Source organism: uncultured Ramlibacter sp. (genome assembly GCF_936925435.1).
In the GTDB taxonomy this organism is placed as follows: Bacteria; Pseudomonadota; Gammaproteobacteria; order Burkholderiales; family Burkholderiaceae_C; genus Ramlibacter.
The window spans coordinates 1-16,515 of sequence record NZ_CAKZHQ010000046.1 but is presented as its reverse complement, the minus strand read 5'-3'; the positions used below and the strand labels follow the sequence as shown (position 1 = coordinate 16,515).

The window sequence follows — 16,515 nt, the reverse complement described above, 5'->3', positions numbered from 1 at the left end:
GGAGTTGAGGTTGGTCTCGATCACGGCGTCCCAGTCCTCGCGGGTCATCTTCAGGAACATGCGGTCGCGGGTGATGCCGGCGTTGTTGACCAGCACGTCGATCGGGCCGTGCTCGGCCTTGGCCTTGCTGAACGCCTCCACGGTGGAATCCCACAGACCCACATTGCCGACCGATGCATAGAAGGTGTAGCCCTGGGCCTTCTGTTCGTCCAGCCACTTGCTGAAGTCACGCGTGGGGCCGCAGCCGGCGATGACCTTGAAGCCCTCCTTGTGCAGACGCTGGCAAATGGCGGTACCGATGCCTCCCATGCCACCGGTGACGTAGGCTACTTTCTGACTCATGATGCTCTCCTCGTTGTAAACACTATCAATTCAATAGCAGCATATCCTTTAATCACAAGGCTTAGCGGCAAAAAACCCAACAAAATCAACGCTCGATGGTCAAGGCCACGCCCATGCCACCGCCGATGCACAGGCTGGCAATGCCTTTTTTGGCCTGGCGGCGCTGCATCTCGTGCAGCAGCGTCACCAGGATGCGGCAACCGGACGCTCCGATGGGGTGACCGATGGCAATGGCCCCGCCATTGACGTTCACCTTGCTGGTGTCCCAGCCCATCTCTTTGTTCACGGCGCAGGCCTGGGCGGCAAATGCCTCGTTGATTTCAAGCAGGTCCAGGTCAGCGGCTTGCCAGCCGGCACGTGCCAAGGCCTTTTGCGAGGCGGGCACCGGGCCCATGCCCATGGTGGCGGGGTCCAGCCCGCTGGTGGCAAAGCTGGCAATGCGCCCCAGCGGCGTCAAACCCAGGGCGGCGGCCTTCTTGGCTGTCATCACCATCACCGCGGCAGCGCCATCGTTGATGCCCGAGGCATTGCCGGCGGTCACGCCACCACTTTTGTCGAACGCCGGTTTGAGGCCGGCCAGGGCTTCGGCGTTGGTCTTGCGGTTGACAAACTCATCGGTGTCAAAGATCAGCGGATCGCCTTTGCGCTGCGCAATGCTGACCGGCACGATCTCGTCCTTGAACTTGCCCGCGTCCTGGGCCGCCGCGGCTTTTTGCTGGCTGGCCAGGGCCAGCGTGTCCTGCATCTCACGCGTGATGCCGTACTGCTTGGCCACGTTCTCAGCAGTAATGCCCATGTGGTACTGGTTGTAGACGTCCCACAGGCCGTCCACGATCATGGAGTCGATCATTTTCCAGTCGCCCATGCGCTGGCCGTCGCGCGAGCCCAGCAGCACGTGCGGGCTGGCGCTCTTGTTTTCCTGGCCACCGGCAATCACGATGTCGCTGTCGCCATACGCCACGGCCTGCGCCGCCAGCATGACGGCCTTGAGCCCAGAGCCGCAGACGGCGTTGATGGTCAGGGCCGGAATTTCCTTGGGCAGGCCGCTTTTCATCAAGGCCTGGCGCGCCGGGTTTTGGCCGCAGCCGGCCGCGAGCACCTGGCCCAGGATGACCTCCCCCACCTGGGCCGGCTCCAGCCGGGTACGGGCCAGCAGGTCTTTGATGACCAACGAGCCGAGTTCGGTGGCCGGCACCTTGGCCAGGGTGCCGCCGAATTTGCCCACGGCGGTACGGGCCGCAGCCACGATAACGATGTCTTCCATGATGTGTTGTCCTCCTATTCGTGCGCCCTGAGCTTGGTCGATGGGCGTTGATCTGTTGCCATGGGCTTCGACAGGCTCAGCCCGAACGGTGTTACCCGGCTTTTTGCTTGACGTAACGGCCGGGCGCGGCCTCAATGGCCTTGTACTTGCCCTTGCCGTAGGTTTTGGGTGCAGCAATTTGCTTGCCAGCATGGGTTTGGAGCCAGGCCGCCCAGTCGGGCCACCAACTGCCCGCGTGCTCCTGCGCCCCCGCCAGCCAGGCCGTCAGGGTGGCGGGCAGCTTGCCGTCGGGGCGCCCCCAATGGCTGCGTTTCTTTTTCTCTGGCGGGTTGATGACGCCGGCAATGTGGCCCGACGCGCCCATGACAAAACGTTTCTTGCCCGGCAGCACCTGGGTGCTGGCATAGGCGCCGCCGATGGGCACGATGTGGTCTTCACGCGAGCCGTAGATGTAGACCGGGAGATCCACCTGCCGGAAATCGATCTGCTCGCCACAGACCGTCAAGGCCCCGGGCTGGATGAGCTTGTTTTCCAGGTAGGTGTTGCGCAGGTACCAGGCGTAAAACGGTCCGGGCAGGTTGGTGCTGTCGCAGTTCCAGTACAGCAGGTCAAACGGCGGCGGCGTCTCGCCCTTGAGGTAGTTGCCCACCACGTAGTTCCAGACCAAGTCGTTGGGCCGCAGGAAGCAGAAGGTCGATGCCAGGTCCTGGCCCTTGAGAATGCCACCGCCACCGAGCTGGCGCTCGCGGAACTCGACGAAGGCCTGGTCGATGAACAGGTCCAGCACGCCGGTGTCGGAGAAATCCAGGAAGGTGGTCAGGAAGGTGGCGGATGCCACCGGCTTTTCGCCACGCTGCGCCAGCACGGCCAGGGCCGTGCCCAGGATGGTGCCGCCCACGCAAAAGCCCAGGGCATTGATCTGCTTGGCGCCGGAAATCTCCTGCACGACGCCGATGGCCTCGATCGCGGCGTCTTCGATGTAGCTGTCCCAGGTCGCCTGCTCCAGCGATTCATCCGGGTTGCGCCAGCTCACGACGAAGGTGCGGTGGCCCTGCGCCACCGCATAGCGGATCAGCGAGTTCTCCGGCTGCAGGTCGAGGATGTAGAACTTGTTGATGCAGGGCGGCACCAGCAGCAGCGGCCGCTCGTACACCTGTGGGGTCAGCGGCTTGTATTCGATCAGTTGGAACAGCGCGTTCTCATAGACCACGGCGCCCTCGGTCGTGCCGACGTTGCGGCCGACCTCGAACAGGCTTTCGTCGGTCATGGAGACATGGCCCTGCTGGATGTCGTGCAGCAGGTTTTGCAGGCCCTTGGCGATGCTCTCGCCTTGGCTCTCCACGGCCTTTTTCAGCGCCTCGGCATTGAGCGCCATGAAGTTGCTCGGGGCGGCGGCGGCCATGCATTGCTCGACCGCGAAGCGCAGCCGCGCCTTGGTCTTGTCGTCGGCCTCGGCCGCGTCGGCCAGGCCTTGCAGGGTGCGGGCGTTGAGCAGGTAGAGCGCGGCGGAAAACGAGGCGACCGGGTTGGCCGCCCAGGCATCGGCGGCGAAGCGCTTGTCGGCGGCCGGCGGATGGACCGTCAGGCCCTGGTTCCACAGCTCGGCGGCTTCCTTCAGGTAGCTTTGCTGCAAAGCCTGCAGCTTCTCCGGTGAAAAACTCAATTGCGGCAGGCCGGCAGCCATCGCGCCAAGGTCCAGGCCATGCAATGCCTCAGAATTCATCGTGTCTCCTGCCGATCATTTCCCGGTGTTCAAAACAAGTATCCCACTGTCAATGCTGAACAGCAAAAAACGCACCAGCCAACCATGTCCGTGATCCTGATTGTCCTGATCGGCTGGCTTTATGTCGCCCTGATGATGGCGGTGACCGAAGCCACAAGCACCACCGGCTCGCTGCTGGGCGCGCTCATCACCTTTGTACTCTATGGCGTGGGCCCTGTGGCCCTGCTGGTCTATCTGATGCTGACGCCGGCGCGCAAACGGCTGCGCAGGGAACGCGAGGCGCGCGAGGCCGCGCAGTGGGCCAGCCAGCAGCAGGCCGCGCCCTCAGGCCAGCCAGACGCTGACGGCGAGGCGCCCACTGACCCGGTCACGCCGGTGCGAAAAGAACCTTGAGGGGTTGACCACGGTGCACCAGGCGCGGCTGCCGTCGTTGCCATAGACCTGGCTGACGCCCAGTGCGGCCAGCCGCAGGCGGGCCAGGCCCGGCAGGTCGGCCAGGAACTTGCCGCCGGCCAGGGGCCGGAACAGCGCCGCGGCCTGGGCGTCGTGCGCCACGAACGCGGCCTTCACCTCGGGCCCGACCTCGAAGGCCTGGGGGCCGATGCAAGGGCCCAGCCACGCTATTGTTTTGCTAGCGCGGCAGGCAGATTCTCCGGGCGCTACAGCCTGAAATGACTTGAAAACCGATTCCAGGATGCCTTGGCCGCCCTGCCCCGCCAGCCCGCGCCAGCCGGCATGGGCCGCGGCCACGGCGCGGCCATAGTCATCGCACAAGAGCACGGGCAGGCAGTCGGCCACCATCATCGTGCAGGCCAGGCCGCGCTCTGTTGTGACGCAGCCATCGGCGCGCGCGCCATCGGCCGTGGCAGATGTGATGGCGATGCAGTCCTGCCCATGGACCTGGTCCAGGAACACAGGCCGCGCGCCCAGGGCATTGGCGTAGACACCGCGGTTGGCTTGCACAGCGGCCGGGGCGTCTCCCACATGCGTGCCCAGGTTCAGGCTGTCGTACGGCGGCAATGAAACACCGCCGCTGCGCGCCGAGCACAGGGCCCGCACATTGGGCGGCGCAGGCCAGTCGGGCACCAGCCAATCGGCGGGTGTGGCCATCTTCAAGCCTCGTTGTCGGGGCAGCTGGAGGGCTGCGCGCGCTGGAAGGCGGGATGCGCCATGCAGGCGTCGAAGGCCGCCATGGTGCGCGGCAAGCCGCTGAAATCGACATTGAAACGCTTGCCGTTGAAGATCTGCGGCACCAGGCAGCAGTCGGCCAGGCTGGGCGTGTCGCCGTAGCAGAAGGTCGATGGCGGCAGCTGCGCGAGCTCGCGCTCCAGGATCTCCAGGCCGTCGCGCACCCAGTGGCGGTACCAGGCGTTCTTGGCTTCCTCTTCCACCTTGAGATCGCGCACCAGGTACTTGAGCACGCGCAGGTTGTTCAGCGGGTGGATTTCGCAGGCGATCAGCTGCGCCAGTGCGCGCACATGGGCCCGGCCCAGGGCGTCGGCCGGCAACAGGGCCGGCTCGGGATGGGTTTCATCCAGGTATTCGATGATGGCCATGGACTGGGCCAGGCGCTCGCCGCCATCGGTCACCAGGGTGGGCACCAGCCGCGAGGCCGAGACCGCGGCATAAGCGTCCTGCTTTTGCTCTCCCTTGACCAGGTGCACTGGGACGTAGTCATAAGGCAGGCCCTTGAGTTCGAGCGCGATGCGCACGCGAAAGGAGGCGGAGGAGCGGAAGTAGTTGTACAGCTGCATGTTCAAAGCATAAACCCGATGGCACACTGCCAGCGCATGAATGCCCTGCCAAGCATCCGCGGCTGCCTCGTCGCGCTGGCCATGGCCTGCCTGGCCGGCTGCGCCAGCCCGCCGCCGGCCATGCAAGTCGTGCCGCTGCCGGTGCTGCCGCAAGGCCCGGTGGACATGCGCGTGGCCTATGCGGTCAATCCGCGATTGCCGCGCATGGACGCCGCCCAGCTGCAGCTCCTGCTGGCCAGCATGGGCGAGGCCGTGCGCCAGAACTTCGGCATCGAACTGCGCTTCTCGCCGGTGACCGAGGTGCCCATCGCCAGCCTCTTTGCCACCATCCCGGCCAGGCGCCGCGACGATGCGGCCAGGGACAGCTACGACTTCAAGTCCGGCCGTGGCGACCGCGCCAGGCTGGACAAGGCCTTCACCGAGGGCTTTCGCAGCAGCGGAGAGTCCATGGAGGCGATGCGCGCCTTCGCCCTGCCCCACACCGGCCCCATCGCGCCGGGCGACACGGCTTTCGGCGCACGCATCGCCGCCTTGCAGCTGGAACGCGTGGCGCTATGGAGCAGCCGCCAGGCGCTCGATGGCGGGCCTGCCATCGACAACACGCCCTTCAATGAATTCCCCATGTGGCTGGCCCTGGGCTTTGGCGATGTCCCGTATGAACTGGTGCTGACCAACCAGCTGATCGCCGGCGTGGAGCTCACCTGGCCGGCCGTGCACACGGCCGTGCGCGGCGGCTACTCCAATGGCATCACCACCTACAGCCGGCTGGCACGCTACGGCACGGTCTCGGTCTGGAGCACCTATGCCTTCGGCAGCAACGACGCGCAACTGGTGCAGCTGCGCGGCGGAGAGAGCTACACACCGCACGAAGCGGCGCGGCTGGCCGGCCTGTCGGGCGCCCACGAGATCGGCCACCAGTTGCTGCACCTGTTGCACCCCTATGGCCAAGCAGCCTGCCTGATGCATCCGGTGGAGATGTTGGCCTACCGCGACTGGGCCAGCAAGCTCTCGCCGCGCGACTGCCCCGTGGGTAGCAGTCCGGCGATGACACCGGGCGTCTACAAGTTCGAGTATTGAATAGTGCCCCCACGCTCGCTCACTGCGTGTGGCTCGCTGCCCCCCGAGGGGGCCTTCGCGCCTAGGGGCGGCCCGTCGGCGCTCAAGCGACGAAGTATCGGCATAAGGCCACGGTGGCCGCGCCGGCCACGGCTGCCACGATGTCCTTGTGGGTGAGCTTCATGGCAACGATGACGGCCAGCAGGCCCAGCATCTCGGGCAGCTTGCCGGCCGCCACGGCCGGCGTGACGATGCCTATCATCACGCCCAGCGGAATGGCCTTGAGGGCCGCTTCCACGCGCGGCGTCACAGGCACGAAGCGCATCAGCACGAAGCCGGCGATTCGGCAGCTGTAGGAAGCCGCGGCCATCGCTGCCAGGGCGATGAAGAAGGCGTGCTCAGCGGCCATGGCGCAGGGCCCCCACGATGCCGGCGGCGACACCGGCGCCGACGATGTACCAGCCGCCGGGCAGCAGCGCGTGCATGCTGATAGCCACGGCCACGGCAGCGGCCGCCGGCCACAGGTCCGACTTGCCGCGCCACAGCGAAATGCCGATGGCGGCGGCAAAGGCCACCAGCATGAAGTCCAGGCCCAGGGCCGCGGGATTGGGCACGCTCTTGGCCAGCAGGTGGCCTACCAGGGTGCCGCCCACCCAGGGGATGAACATGGCCACGCCCGAGCCGAAGACAAAGCCGGCGTCGCGGTAGCCCGCGTGGTACTCGCGCATGGCCAGGGCCCAGCTGCCGTCGCCCAGGAAGAACAGGCTGCCGTAAGCCTGGCGCGGCGTGGCCTGCACCAGCCAGGGTTGGATGGCGGCGCCGAACAGCACGTAGCGCGCGTTGATGACCAGCACGGTGAACACCAGCGGCAAGATGGCGGCCGAGGCCGTCCAGCCCTGCAAGGCCGCCAGCTGGGCGCTGCCCGAATAGACGAAGGCGCTCATCACCATGGCCTGCAGCACCGACAGGCCGCGCTCGCTGGCCAGCACGCCGAAGACCACGCCGTACAAGGCCGTGCCGGGCGCCAATGGCTGGGCCATCAGAAAGCCGCGCCGGATGCCGGCACGGGTGAAGCTGAAATCATTGCCCCCACGCTCGCCCACTGCGTGTGGCTCGCTGCCCCCCGAGGGGGCCTTCGCGCCTTGGGACGGCCCAGCGGCGCTCAATGCCCAACCACCAGCCGGATCGCCGGCAGCACTCTTTCGGATTCCTCGCGGCGCTCCAGCGCCAGGCGCATATTGGTTTGCGCCACCTCGGTGTGCTCCACCGCCAGCGCCTGGGCGCGCGCGCCCTCGCCACGCTTGATCGCTTCGAACAGCATGTGGTGCTGGCGGTGCGCGTACAGCATCCAGTCGCGGTCCAGGGCCACACTGCCTTGCATGGGCAGCATGGCCGAGGCCGGTGCGAAGGGCAGCTTGTCGTTGAGCGCCACGGCGCGCTGCAGGGCGCGGTTGCCGCTGGCTTCGAGGATGAGGGCGTGGAAGCGGTCGTTCATGGCTGCGTAGGCAGCATAGCTCTCGTAACTGAGCGGATTTGTCAGCAGGGCCGCGTCGCCTGCGTCCAGGCAGGCCTGCAGGTCGCCCTGCAGCTGGCGGGACAGGCCGTGCTCGGCCACCAGCCGCGCCGCCATGCCTTCCAGGTGACCGCGCACGGCGATGGCATCGGCCACCTCGCGCGGCGTGAACTGGCGCACCAGGTACTTGCCGGTCTCATTGGCCTCGACCAGGCCTTCCTGCTCCAGCGTCACCAGGGCCGCACGCACGGGTGTGCGCGAGGCGCCCAGGCGCTCGGCCAGCTGCTGCTCGGCCAGCTTGGTCCCTGGCGCAAATTCGCCGCGCAAAATCAGGTCGCGCAACTGCATCAGGACTGTTTCTTGCAAGTTCATTCCAGATGAATGTACACTGAATTCAAATTTCGGGATACCGTTTCAAGGAGCCACGATGAAGGCCGAACAGAATGAGTTGTTGACGCGCGTCGGCCCGGGCACGGCCTGCGGCGCGGTCTTGCGCAGTTACTGGCAGCCGGTGGCGCTGGTCGACGAGTTCAACCCGGCGCTGGACGCGCGCATGGCGCAGCGCCCGGTCAAGGCCGTGCGCGTGATGGGCCAGGACCTGGTGCTGTTCAAGGACGACAAAGGCGCCTGGGGCCTGCTGGACCGCGACTGCCCGCACCGCGGCGCCGACCTGTCCTTCGGCCGCGCCGAGGGCGACGGCCTGCGCTGCCCCTTCCACGGCTGGAAGTTTGACGTCAACGGCAAGTGCCTGGACACGCCGGCCGAGCCCGCCGGCAGCCGTCTGTGCGACCGCGTCAAGCAGCGCAGCTACCCGGTGCTGGAGCGAAGCGGCATCGTCTTCGCCTGGCTGGGTGAGGAAGACAGCACGCCGCCGCCCTTCCCTGAGTTCGACTGTTTTGCCGCGCCGTCCACCCACACCTTTGCCTTCAAGGGCCTGTGGAACGCCAACTGGCTGCAGTGCTTCGAGGTCGGCATCGACCCGGCGCACCCGTCTTTCCTGCACCGCTTCCTCAATGACGAGGCGCTGGACGCCATCGGCGACAACGCCGCCGGCAAGCAGTTTCGCAGCGCCAGCGCCGGCGATGCGCAGGGCGAGCGCTGGCCGATGACACGCATCATGCGCGAGTTCCACCAGCCCGAGATCAGCTTCGAGGCCCAGCCCTGGGGCCTGCAGCTCACAGCCCTGCGGCCCATGACGCAGGAGCTGACCCATGTGCGCATCACGCAATCGATCTTCCCCCACACCTTCGTGATCCCGCTGTCGGAGACCCTGACCATCAGCCAGATGCATGTGCCGGTGGACGACACCCACACCTATTGGTACTCGGTCTTCACCAGCTTCGACGGCCCGGTGGACAAGGAAGCCATGCGCAATCAGCGCACCCAGTACATCAGCCTGCCCGACTACATCCCCAACTCGGGCCGCCACAACAACTGGGGCTTCAACGCCGACGAGCAGCGCAGCAGCACCTATCTGGGCATGGGCGAGGACGACATCAACGTGCACGACCAGTGGGCGGTGGAAAGCATGGGCGCCATCCAGGACCGCACGCGCGAGCACCTGGGCACCAGCGACAAGGTCATCATGGCGAATCGCCGCATGCTGCTCAAGGCCATCGAGGCAGTGCAGGCTGGCGGCACCTTGCCGGGACCGGCCGACGCAAGCCAGGCCGCCGCCATGCGCGGCCCCGACACGGTGGACGGCATCGCCCCCGCGGGCGAATGGCCGACCTGGTGGCGCGAGCGGGTGCAGGCCAAGCGCGACGGCGCGCCCTGGATCGCCAAGGCGCCCACCGACAAGGCTGTCGCATGAGCGGTTATTTCGCCCAACGCTGCGGCATCCACGACGCGGCACGTGAAGAGGCGCTGCTGCGCACGGCGCGGCTGATCGAGGCCAGCGGCCTGGAGCTGGTGCGCTTTGTCTGGTGCGACCTGCACGGCATCACGCGCGGCAAGACCCTGGTCGCTTCGGCCGCCGCCCGCGGCATGCGCGAGGGCGTGGGCATGGTCAGCACCCTGATGCTCAAGGACACCTCGGACCGCACGGCCTTCAAGGTGTTCGAGCCGGGCGGCACCGTCACCCTGCCGGGCTTCGGCTTCGCCAACAACCTGCTGCTGCTGGCCGACCCCGACAGCTTTGTCCAACTGCCCTGGGCCGACAAGACCGGCTGGCTGCGCTGCCAGCCCTGGTTCCAGGACGGCCAGCCGGTGGAACTGGACACGCGCCGCCTGCTGCAGCGCGCGCTCGCCAGGCTGGCCGAGGCCGGCCTGGGCATGCAGTGCGGCCTGGAGGTGGAGTTCCACATCTACCGCATCGAGGACGAGACGGCGCAGATGGACCCGGCGCGCGCCGACTGGCCGGGCCTGCCGCCCGAGGTCAGCCTGGTCCACCCCGGCTACAACCTGCTGGCCGAGGGCTGGGCCGACATGGCCGAGGAGCCCATGCGCATCGTCCAGCACACGGCCCAGGCCCTGGGCCTGCCCCTGCTGTCGCTGGAGATCGAACTGGGCCCCAGCCAGGTCGAAGCGGTGTTCGATGTCACCGATGCGCTGACGGCGGCCGACAACATGGTGCTGTTCCGCAATGCCGTGAAGCAGGCCCTGCGCCGGGCCGGCTACCACGCCAGCTTCATGTGCCGGCCGCCCTTTGCCAACATCATGTCCAGCGGCTGGCACCTGCACCAGTCGCTGGTCGACAGCGCCACTGGCCGCAACGTCTTCCAGCGCGAGGCGCCGGCCAGCGACAGCACGTCGGCCGATGCCCAGCACACGCTGTCGCCGCTGGGCGAAAACTACCTGGCCGGCCTGCTCGAGCATGCGCGCGGCATGACGGTGTTCTGCACGCCCACCATCAATGGCTTCGGGCGCTTCCGGCCCAACGCGCTGGCGCCGCAGTCGGTGCTGTGGGGCCGCGACAACCGCGGCGCCATGCTGCGCGTGGTGGGCGAATGCGGCGACGCAGCCACCCGCATCGAGAACCGCATCGGCGAGCCGGCGGCCAACCCCTACCTCTACCTGGCCTCGCAGATCCACGCCGGGCTGGACGGCATGGAGCGCCGCCTGAAGGCGCCGCCGGCCACCGACGCGCCTTATTCCGACACGGCCGAGCGCCTGCCCACCAGCCTGGAAGACGCGCTGGCCGCGTTGCTGGCCGACACCGCCCTGGTGGACGCCTTCGGCGCCGACTTCATCAGCTACCTGACCCAGATCAAGCAGTCCGAAGTGCTGCGCCACGCCCAGGCCGAGGACAAGGACGCTTTCCAGGTCCGCGAGTACTTCAGCCGCTTCTGACACACGACCCATGATTGCTATTCATTTCGTAGCGCCTAGCGAAGACTCCTCGGGCTCTGAAGGCACAATTCACTGCAAAACCGGACAAAGCCTGATGCAGGCAGCAGTGGCGGCCAACATGGCCGGCATCGAAGCCGACTGCGGCGGCCTGCTGACCTGCGCGACCTGCCATGTCTATGTGCGCGAGCCGCACGCCAGCCAGTTGCCGCCGCCTTCGGCCGACGAACTGGGCATGCTGGCGTTCACCGCCGCCGAACGCCGGCCCAACAGCCGCCTGTCCTGCCAGATTGACCTCACCCAGGCACTGGACGGCCTGACGGTAGACTTGCCCGCAAGCCAACACTGAAGGGAAAGTCATGATTCTGGAGATCGCGGAAATCCGCATCGCGCCGGGCCAGCAGGCCGCTTTCGACGAGGCCATCGCGCGCGGCCTGCAAACCGTGATCGCCCAGGCCAAGGGCGTGCGCGGCTGGAAGGTCAACAAGTGCATTGAGTCGCCCGAGCGCTATGTGCTGCAGATCTTCTGGGACACATTGGAAGACCACACCGTGGCCTTCCGCGAAGGCCCGCTGTTCCCGCAGTGGCGCGCCATCGTCGGGCCTTTCTTCGCCAGCCCGCCGCTGGTGGAGCACTTCGAGCTGCTCACCAAGTCGGATTGAAAAAGGGGCCCGCGGGCCCCTTGTGCTGTGTGCTGCGCTTTTCAGCGGGCGGCGACACGCTCGCCCAGGTAGATTTCCACACGGCGGTTGCGCGCCCGGCCGGCGTCGGTCGTGTTGTCGGCGATGGGCTCGTGCTCGCCGCGCCCTGCGATCTGGATGCGCGCCGGATCGACGCCGCGCGCGGCAAGGTAGTCGCGCGTGGCCTGGGCCCGCTGCATCGACAGGGGATTGTTCACTGCGTCGGAACCGGTGCTGTCGGTGTGGCCGATGATGCGCACATCGGTCTGGGCCTGGCCTTGCAGGCCGCTGGCGAACTGGTCGAGGATAGGCCGCAGGTTGGACTTGATGTCGGCACGGCCGGTGTCGAACGAGACGTCGCTAGGGATGTTCAGCTTGAGCTGGTTGTCCGGCGTCTGCGTCACCGAAACGCCGGTGCCCACGACGACCTTCTCCATCGTCGTCTTCTTGTCCTGCATGTACTTGGACCAAGCGTAGCCGCCGGCCGCGCCGACCAGGCCGCCGATGGCAGCGCCCTTGCCGCCGTCGATCAGGCCACCGACCACCAGGCCAGCGCCGGTGCCGATGGCCGTGCTCTTCTGGGTCGGCGTGAGGTTCATGTCGGCGCAACCGGCCGCAGCCAGCGCGACGGCCGTGAAAACGGCGACAAGTGCGCGGCGATGGGAAATTTGGGGGGTGTTCATGGATGTCTCCTTCAGGCTGGGAACCAGCAGCTCGCATTAGAGCTCTGTGCTCGCCATGACGTTCAAGGCGGCCAGCGCGAAACGGCGTAGGACGGCGCCGCGTTGTCAGGTATCGGGCTGCGCGTGCCCTGCCACCAGCTTGTCGAGCAGGGCCACCAACTGGGCCCGCTCGGCGGCCTGCAGCGGCCCGACGATGCGGGTCTGCGCCTTCGCAACGGCGCGCTTCATCTGCACGGCCGCCTGCTCGCCCTCGTGCGTCACCCACAGCAGCTTGCGGCGCCTGTCGCGCGCATCGGCCTCGCGCCGCACCCAGCCCTTGGCCTCGAGCCGGCCGATCACCGATCCGAAGGTGGCGGCGTCGAATGCCACCTTGGCGGCCAGCGTGACCTGGTCCTCGCCGGGGTCGTCGATCAGGGCGTTGAGGATGGCGAACTGCACCGGCGTGACGTCGAAACCACCCGTCTCCTCCATGAAGATGGCCACCGCCACCTGGTGGGCGCGGCGGATCAGGTGGCCCGGCGCATGCTGGAAATCGAAGCTTTTTGCCATGCGGCAGTGTAGCCACCACCCACCGGGGCAAGCCTGCTTGCGATGCGGCTTTTTGCTATGTATGCTTAGTATTCTTTGTCCGACCGATTTTCCATGCAAGACAGATTGACCGAACCCAGCCGGCAGACGACGGTGCTGGGCGACTACGACGTGGTTGTCCTCGGCGGCGGGCCCGCCGGCATGGCGGCCGCCGTGGCCGCCGCGCGTGCCGGCCGCAGCACCTTGCTGCTGGAGCGTTACGGCTTCCTCGGCGGCATGGGCACGGCTGCCGGCGTGACCAACTTCTGCGGCCTGCATGCCAACGTGCACGGCGACATCCGCCAGGTGGTGCACGGCGTGGCCGACGACCTGCTCTCGCGCATAGCCGCTCTGGGCGGGCTGAACAAGCCGCACAACCTCTTCGGCAAAACCGTGGCCCAGGCCTACGACACGGCGGCCTACAAGATCGCCGCCGACGACTTGCTGCTGTCGGCCGGCGTGCAGGTGCTGTTCCACGCCCTGGCCGCCGGCGTGCTGATGGACTCGCCAAGCCGTGTGGCCGCCCTGCTGGTGGAGACCAAGTCGGGCCGCTTCGCCGTGCGTGGCCGGGCCTTCATCGACTGCTCGGGCGACGGCGACCTGGCGGCCTGGGCCGGCGCGCCCTATGACAAGGGCGACGGCCAGGGCAACATGCTCTACCCCTCGACCATGTTCCGCCTCAACGGCATCGACCCGGTGCGTGCCGGCGAGGCCTGGAAGACCATCCCCGAGCTGATGCTCAAGGCCGAAGCCCAGGGCCGCTACAAATTCCCGCGCAAGACCCCCATCATCCGGCCGCAAAAGAGCGGCATCGAATGGCGTGTCAACCTGACCCAGCTGGCCAACCGCGACGGCAACGCCATGGACGGCACCAGCGCGCAAGAGTTGAGCGAGGCCGAGGTGCTGGGGCGCAGGCAGATCGCCAGCGTGGCCGGCTTCCTCAAGGAGGTGCCGGGCTTCGAGAACTCCTACATCGTCGACATCGCGCCCCAGGTGGGCATCCGCGAGACCCGGCGTGTGCGCGGCCACTACATGCTGACGGAAGCGGACGTCCTGGAGTGCGCCAGCTTCGACGACAGCATCGGTGTCAACGGCTGGCCGCTGGAACTGCACCTCAAAGGCGACGTCGAGTTCCGCTGGCCCCAGATTCCCGAGAGCCGCGGCTTCAACCAGCTGCCCTACCGCATGACCGTGCCGCAGGGCCTGGACAACCTCTGGGTGGCGGGGCGTTGCGCCTCCATGAGCCACGAGGCCCAGTCGGCCGCGCGTGTCACCGGTGCCTGCTTCGTGATGGGCCAGGCGGCGGGCACAGCGGCGGACCTCGCACTGAGCGCCGGCACCACCGCCGCAGGCGTGGACACCGCGGCCTTGCAGGCGCGGCTGGCCAAGGAAGACGCCTACCTCGGGCAGACTTGGTGAGCACAAGGAGACAGCCATGAATGCACCCCACCCCGCCGCCATGCAGCGCCAGCAGCTGTACCGCGACATGGACCCGCTGAACCTGACCCCACTGTGGGAGGTGTTGCATGCTCTGGTACCGCCCCAGCCCGCGTCCCCCTGTGTTGCGGCGCTATGGAAATATGAGCAGGTCCGGCCCTTTCTGATGCGCGCCGGCGATGCCATCACGGCCGAGGAGGCCGTGCGCCGGGTGCTGATCCTGGAGAACCCGGCGCTGCGCGGCCAATCCTGCATCACCCAGTCGCTGTACGCCGGCCTGCAGCTGATCCTGCCGGGCGAGGTGGCGCCCAGCCACCGCCACACGCAAAGCGCGCTGCGCTTCATCGTCGAGGGCTCGGGCGCCTACACCGCGGTCGACGGCGAGCGCGCCACCATGGCGCCAGGCGACTTCATCATCACGCCCAGCTGGACCTGGCACGACCATGGGAACGAGGCCGACGGCCCCGTGGTCTGGCTCGATGGCCTGGACATCCCCATGCTGCGCTTCTTCGATGCCGGTTTCGCCGAGAACGGCACCGCGCGCTCGCAGACCGTCTCCAGGCCCGAGGGGGCGAGCTTCGCCCGCTACGGCCACAACATGGCACCGCTGCGCCATGACGCGCCCTTTGGCGCCACCTCGCCCATCTTCAGCTACCCCTATGCACGCAGCCGCGAGGCACTGGAGCAGTTGGAGCGCGACGCCCCCATCGACAGCTGGGACGGCGTCAAGCTGCGCTACCTCAATCCTCTGACCGGCGGCGCGCCCATGCCCACCATGGCCACCTACATGCAAAAGCTGCCGGCGGGCTTTTCCGGCAAGCCCTGGCGCCAGACCGACGGCGCGGTCTACAGCGTGGTCGAAGGCACAGGTGTGGTGCACATCGTTCAGGGGGAAACGGTGCAGCGCTTTGACTTCGGCCCGCGCGACCATTTCGTGATTCCCTCATGGCACACTGCGCGCTTTGAATCGGCGCCGGGCTGCGTGCTGTTCAGTTATTCCGACCGCCCCGTGCACCAGGCGCTGGGCATCCACAGAGAAGAAAGATTGTCATGAGCTACCTTTTCACCCCCACCGTCGCCTCCCTGCCCATCGTCGGCAAGGCGGAGCGCTTCCCGGTGCGCCGCATCTACTGCGTGGGCCGCAACTACGCGGCGCATGCACGCGAAATGGGTGCCGACCCGACACGCGAGGCGCCGTTCTTTTTCTGCAAACCGGCCGACGCCATCGTCGTCGTGCCCACAGGCACCACGGTGGCGCTGCCCTCCCTGGCGCGCTGCAGCGCCGTCTTCAACTCCACGCCCAGGATGTAGTCCGAGCCCATGAAGTGCGAGCTCAGCAGCAGCAGCACCAGCTCGCTGCGCAGCAGCTCCTGGTGGATCTCGGTGTCCCAGGCGGCGCCCGGCACGATGGCCCGGTCGTGCCAGGGCAGGATCAGCCGGCGCAGCTGCAGGATCTTCAGGTGTCGCGCCAGCTCGTCGCGCAGCGGCTCGTCTTCATGGGCATCGCTGTAGAACAGCGACACCGGCGCCGGGCTGGCCGATGGCACGCCGTCACCCGCAGGGCGCAGCGACGGCGGCGGCTACGGGACGCGCCATGTCGCCGACCGCCTGGCCACGCTGGCCGACGCCCAGGAGCGGCGCGACGCGCAGGAACGCCAGCTGATGTCGGTCAGCCTGTTCCAGCACCTGCACGAAGGCCTGCTCATCACCGAAGGCATCATGCCCGGCCTGGCCCAGCCCGCCGCCCTGGTGGGCCTGGCCGCCGCGCTGCTGCGCGGCCAGACCAGCCTGATGCCGCCCAACGCGCTGCCCGAGACGCTGGCACAGCTGGCCCAAGATGACCTGCCGGCCTACGCGCTGGTCGACGACGCCGCCGGCCTGGACACCGGCGCGATGGCCCAGGTGGTGGTCGAACGCGCCGCCTGCGCGCCCGCCACCGACGTGCCGCTGCTCGACGCCGACCTGGAAGCTGACCTTGCGGACCGTGAAGGTCTCCTGCAGGCCCGAGCCCTGGCGGCCGATCACGTTCCCCTGGAACACCTGGACGCGCTCGCGGTTGCCTTCCTTGACCTTGACATTGACGATCACGGTGTCGCCCGGGCCGAAATCGGGCAGCTGGCGCGCGGCCTGGGCAGCGACCACGTCGACCATCGCCTGCGCCACGCCGACTTCCGCCAGGAAACGGGTACGGTGCGCTGGCTGGGCACG

The 16,515-nt window shown here is 67.5% G+C and carries 18 protein-coding genes and 3 pseudogenes; 9 read left to right on the top strand and 12 right to left on the bottom strand.

What is annotated here, in order from left to right:
• The 3 genes from Q0632_RS17740 to Q0632_RS17730 form a co-directional block, all read right to left on the bottom strand.
• A partial coding sequence (locus Q0632_RS17740) for an SDR family NAD(P)-dependent oxidoreductase (RefSeq protein ID WP_298932666.1) occupies window positions 1–342 on the bottom strand: 342 nt, incomplete at its 3' end.
• Between the two features lie 85 nt (window positions 343–427).
• Window positions 428–1,606 carry an acetyl-CoA C-acetyltransferase gene (locus Q0632_RS17735; protein WP_298932664.1) on the bottom strand — a complete coding sequence of 393 codons (1,179 nt, stop codon included), beginning with the start codon at window positions 1,604–1,606 and terminating at the stop codon, window positions 428–430.
• A gap of 91 nt (window positions 1,607–1,697) precedes the next feature.
• Complete coding sequence (locus Q0632_RS17730; RefSeq protein WP_298932662.1) at window positions 1,698–3,329, bottom strand: class I poly(R)-hydroxyalkanoic acid synthase; 1,632 nt, start codon at window positions 3,327–3,329, stop codon at window positions 1,698–1,700.
• 84 nt (window positions 3,330–3,413) lie between these two features.
• On the opposite strand from Q0632_RS17730, the gene Q0632_RS17725 reads away from it, so the two are divergent.
• Window positions 3,414–3,722 (top strand): hypothetical protein, encoded by a 309-nt coding sequence (locus Q0632_RS17725; RefSeq protein WP_298932660.1) that lies wholly within the window; start codon window positions 3,414–3,416, stop codon window positions 3,720–3,722.
• On the opposite strand, the gene pgeF is transcribed toward Q0632_RS17725, so the two are convergent.
• On the bottom strand, window positions 3,654–4,439 hold the full coding sequence (gene pgeF / locus Q0632_RS17720) for a peptidoglycan editing factor PgeF (protein WP_298932658.1): 786 nt from the start codon (window positions 4,437–4,439) through the stop codon (window positions 3,654–3,656). The two genes, Q0632_RS17725 and pgeF, sit on opposite strands and share 69 nt — an antisense overlap.
• 2 nt (window positions 4,440–4,441) lie before the next feature.
• A complete protein-coding gene (maiA, locus tag Q0632_RS17715) occupies window positions 4,442–5,083 on the bottom strand; it encodes a maleylacetoacetate isomerase (protein WP_298932657.1) in 642 nt (213 codons plus the stop codon).
• Window positions 5,084–5,119: 36 nt separating this feature from the next.
• Between maiA and Q0632_RS17710 the strand changes: the two genes are divergently transcribed.
• Window positions 5,120–6,160 (top strand): hypothetical protein, encoded by a 1,041-nt coding sequence (locus tag Q0632_RS17710; RefSeq protein ID WP_298932656.1) that lies wholly within the window; start codon window positions 5,120–5,122, stop codon window positions 6,158–6,160.
• Between the two features lie 82 nt (window positions 6,161–6,242).
• Here Q0632_RS17710 and Q0632_RS17705 read toward each other — a convergent pair whose 3' ends face one another.
• From Q0632_RS17705 to Q0632_RS17695, 3 genes are read right to left on the bottom strand one after another with little or no spacing between them, the layout of a single operon-like run.
• Window positions 6,243–6,548, bottom strand: coding sequence for an AzlD family protein (locus Q0632_RS17705; RefSeq protein WP_298932654.1), 306 nt, complete (start codon window positions 6,546–6,548; stop codon window positions 6,243–6,245).
• Entirely contained in the window at window positions 6,538–7,242 is a 705-nt protein-coding gene (locus tag Q0632_RS17700) for an AzlC family ABC transporter permease (protein WP_298932652.1), read from the bottom strand. The genes Q0632_RS17705 and Q0632_RS17700 overlap by 11 nt, the downstream gene beginning before the upstream one ends.
• Before the next feature lie 59 nt (window positions 7,243–7,301).
• Window positions 7,302–8,024 (bottom strand): GntR family transcriptional regulator, encoded by a 723-nt coding sequence (locus tag Q0632_RS17695; protein WP_298932650.1) that lies wholly within the window; start codon window positions 8,022–8,024, stop codon window positions 7,302–7,304.
• A 55-nt stretch (window positions 8,025–8,079) separates the two neighbouring features.
• Here Q0632_RS17695 and Q0632_RS17690 point away from each other — a divergent pair, with 55 nt between their 5' ends.
• From Q0632_RS17690 to Q0632_RS17675, 4 genes are read left to right on the top strand one after another with little or no spacing between them, the layout of a single operon-like run.
• A complete protein-coding gene (locus tag Q0632_RS17690; protein ID WP_298932647.1) occupies window positions 8,080–9,465 on the top strand; it encodes a Rieske 2Fe-2S domain-containing protein in 1,386 nt (461 codons plus the stop codon).
• Window positions 9,462–10,943 carry a glutamine synthetase family protein gene (locus Q0632_RS17685; protein WP_298932645.1) on the top strand — a complete coding sequence of 494 codons (1,482 nt, stop codon included), beginning with the start codon at window positions 9,462–9,464 and terminating at the stop codon, window positions 10,941–10,943. Before Q0632_RS17690 ends, Q0632_RS17685 begins: the two co-directional genes overlap by 4 nt.
• Window positions 10,944–10,953: 10 nt before the next feature.
• Entirely contained in the window at window positions 10,954–11,289 is a 336-nt protein-coding gene (locus tag Q0632_RS17680) for a 2Fe-2S iron-sulfur cluster-binding protein (RefSeq protein WP_298932643.1), read from the top strand.
• 10 nt (window positions 11,290–11,299) lie between these two features.
• Window positions 11,300–11,602 (top strand): antibiotic biosynthesis monooxygenase, encoded by a 303-nt coding sequence (locus Q0632_RS17675; RefSeq protein WP_298932640.1) that lies wholly within the window; start codon window positions 11,300–11,302, stop codon window positions 11,600–11,602.
• Window positions 11,603–11,643: 41 nt separating this feature from the next.
• On the opposite strand, the gene Q0632_RS17670 is transcribed toward Q0632_RS17675, so the two are convergent.
• A complete protein-coding gene (locus Q0632_RS17670; RefSeq protein ID WP_298932638.1) occupies window positions 11,644–12,303 on the bottom strand; it encodes an OmpA family protein in 660 nt (219 codons plus the stop codon).
• A 105-nt stretch (window positions 12,304–12,408) separates the two neighbouring features.
• Entirely contained in the window at window positions 12,409–12,852 is a 444-nt protein-coding gene (locus Q0632_RS17665; RefSeq protein WP_298932636.1) for a MarR family winged helix-turn-helix transcriptional regulator, read from the bottom strand.
• A 93-nt stretch (window positions 12,853–12,945) separates the two neighbouring features.
• Between Q0632_RS17665 and Q0632_RS17660 the strand changes: the two genes are divergently transcribed.
• From Q0632_RS17660 to Q0632_RS17650, 3 genes and pseudogenes are all read left to right on the top strand, one after another.
• The gene (locus Q0632_RS17660) at window positions 12,946–14,289 is read left to right on the top strand and encodes an FAD-dependent oxidoreductase (RefSeq protein WP_298932634.1); all 1,344 of its coding nucleotides are present in this window, start codon (window positions 12,946–12,948) and stop codon (window positions 14,287–14,289) included.
• Window positions 14,290–14,329: 40 nt separating this feature from the next.
• Window positions 14,330–15,361 (top strand): gentisate 1,2-dioxygenase, encoded by a 1,032-nt coding sequence (gene gtdA / locus Q0632_RS17655; RefSeq protein ID WP_298932670.1) that lies wholly within the window; start codon window positions 14,330–14,332, stop codon window positions 15,359–15,361.
• Window positions 15,358–15,570, top strand: a pseudogene (locus tag Q0632_RS17650) (fumarylacetoacetate hydrolase family protein); the annotation flags it as partial. The gene gtdA and the pseudogene Q0632_RS17650, both read left to right, overlap by 4 nt.
• Before the next feature lie 23 nt (window positions 15,571–15,593).
• Here the strand turns inward: Q0632_RS17650 and Q0632_RS17645 are convergent.
• Window positions 15,594–15,830: pseudogene (locus tag Q0632_RS17645) on the bottom strand (TIR domain-containing protein); the annotation flags it as partial.
• A gap of 424 nt (window positions 15,831–16,254) precedes the next feature.
• A pseudogene (locus Q0632_RS22395) lies at window positions 16,255–16,458 on the bottom strand (50S ribosomal protein L19); the annotation flags it as partial.
• Window positions 16,459–16,515 lie beyond the last annotated feature (57 nt).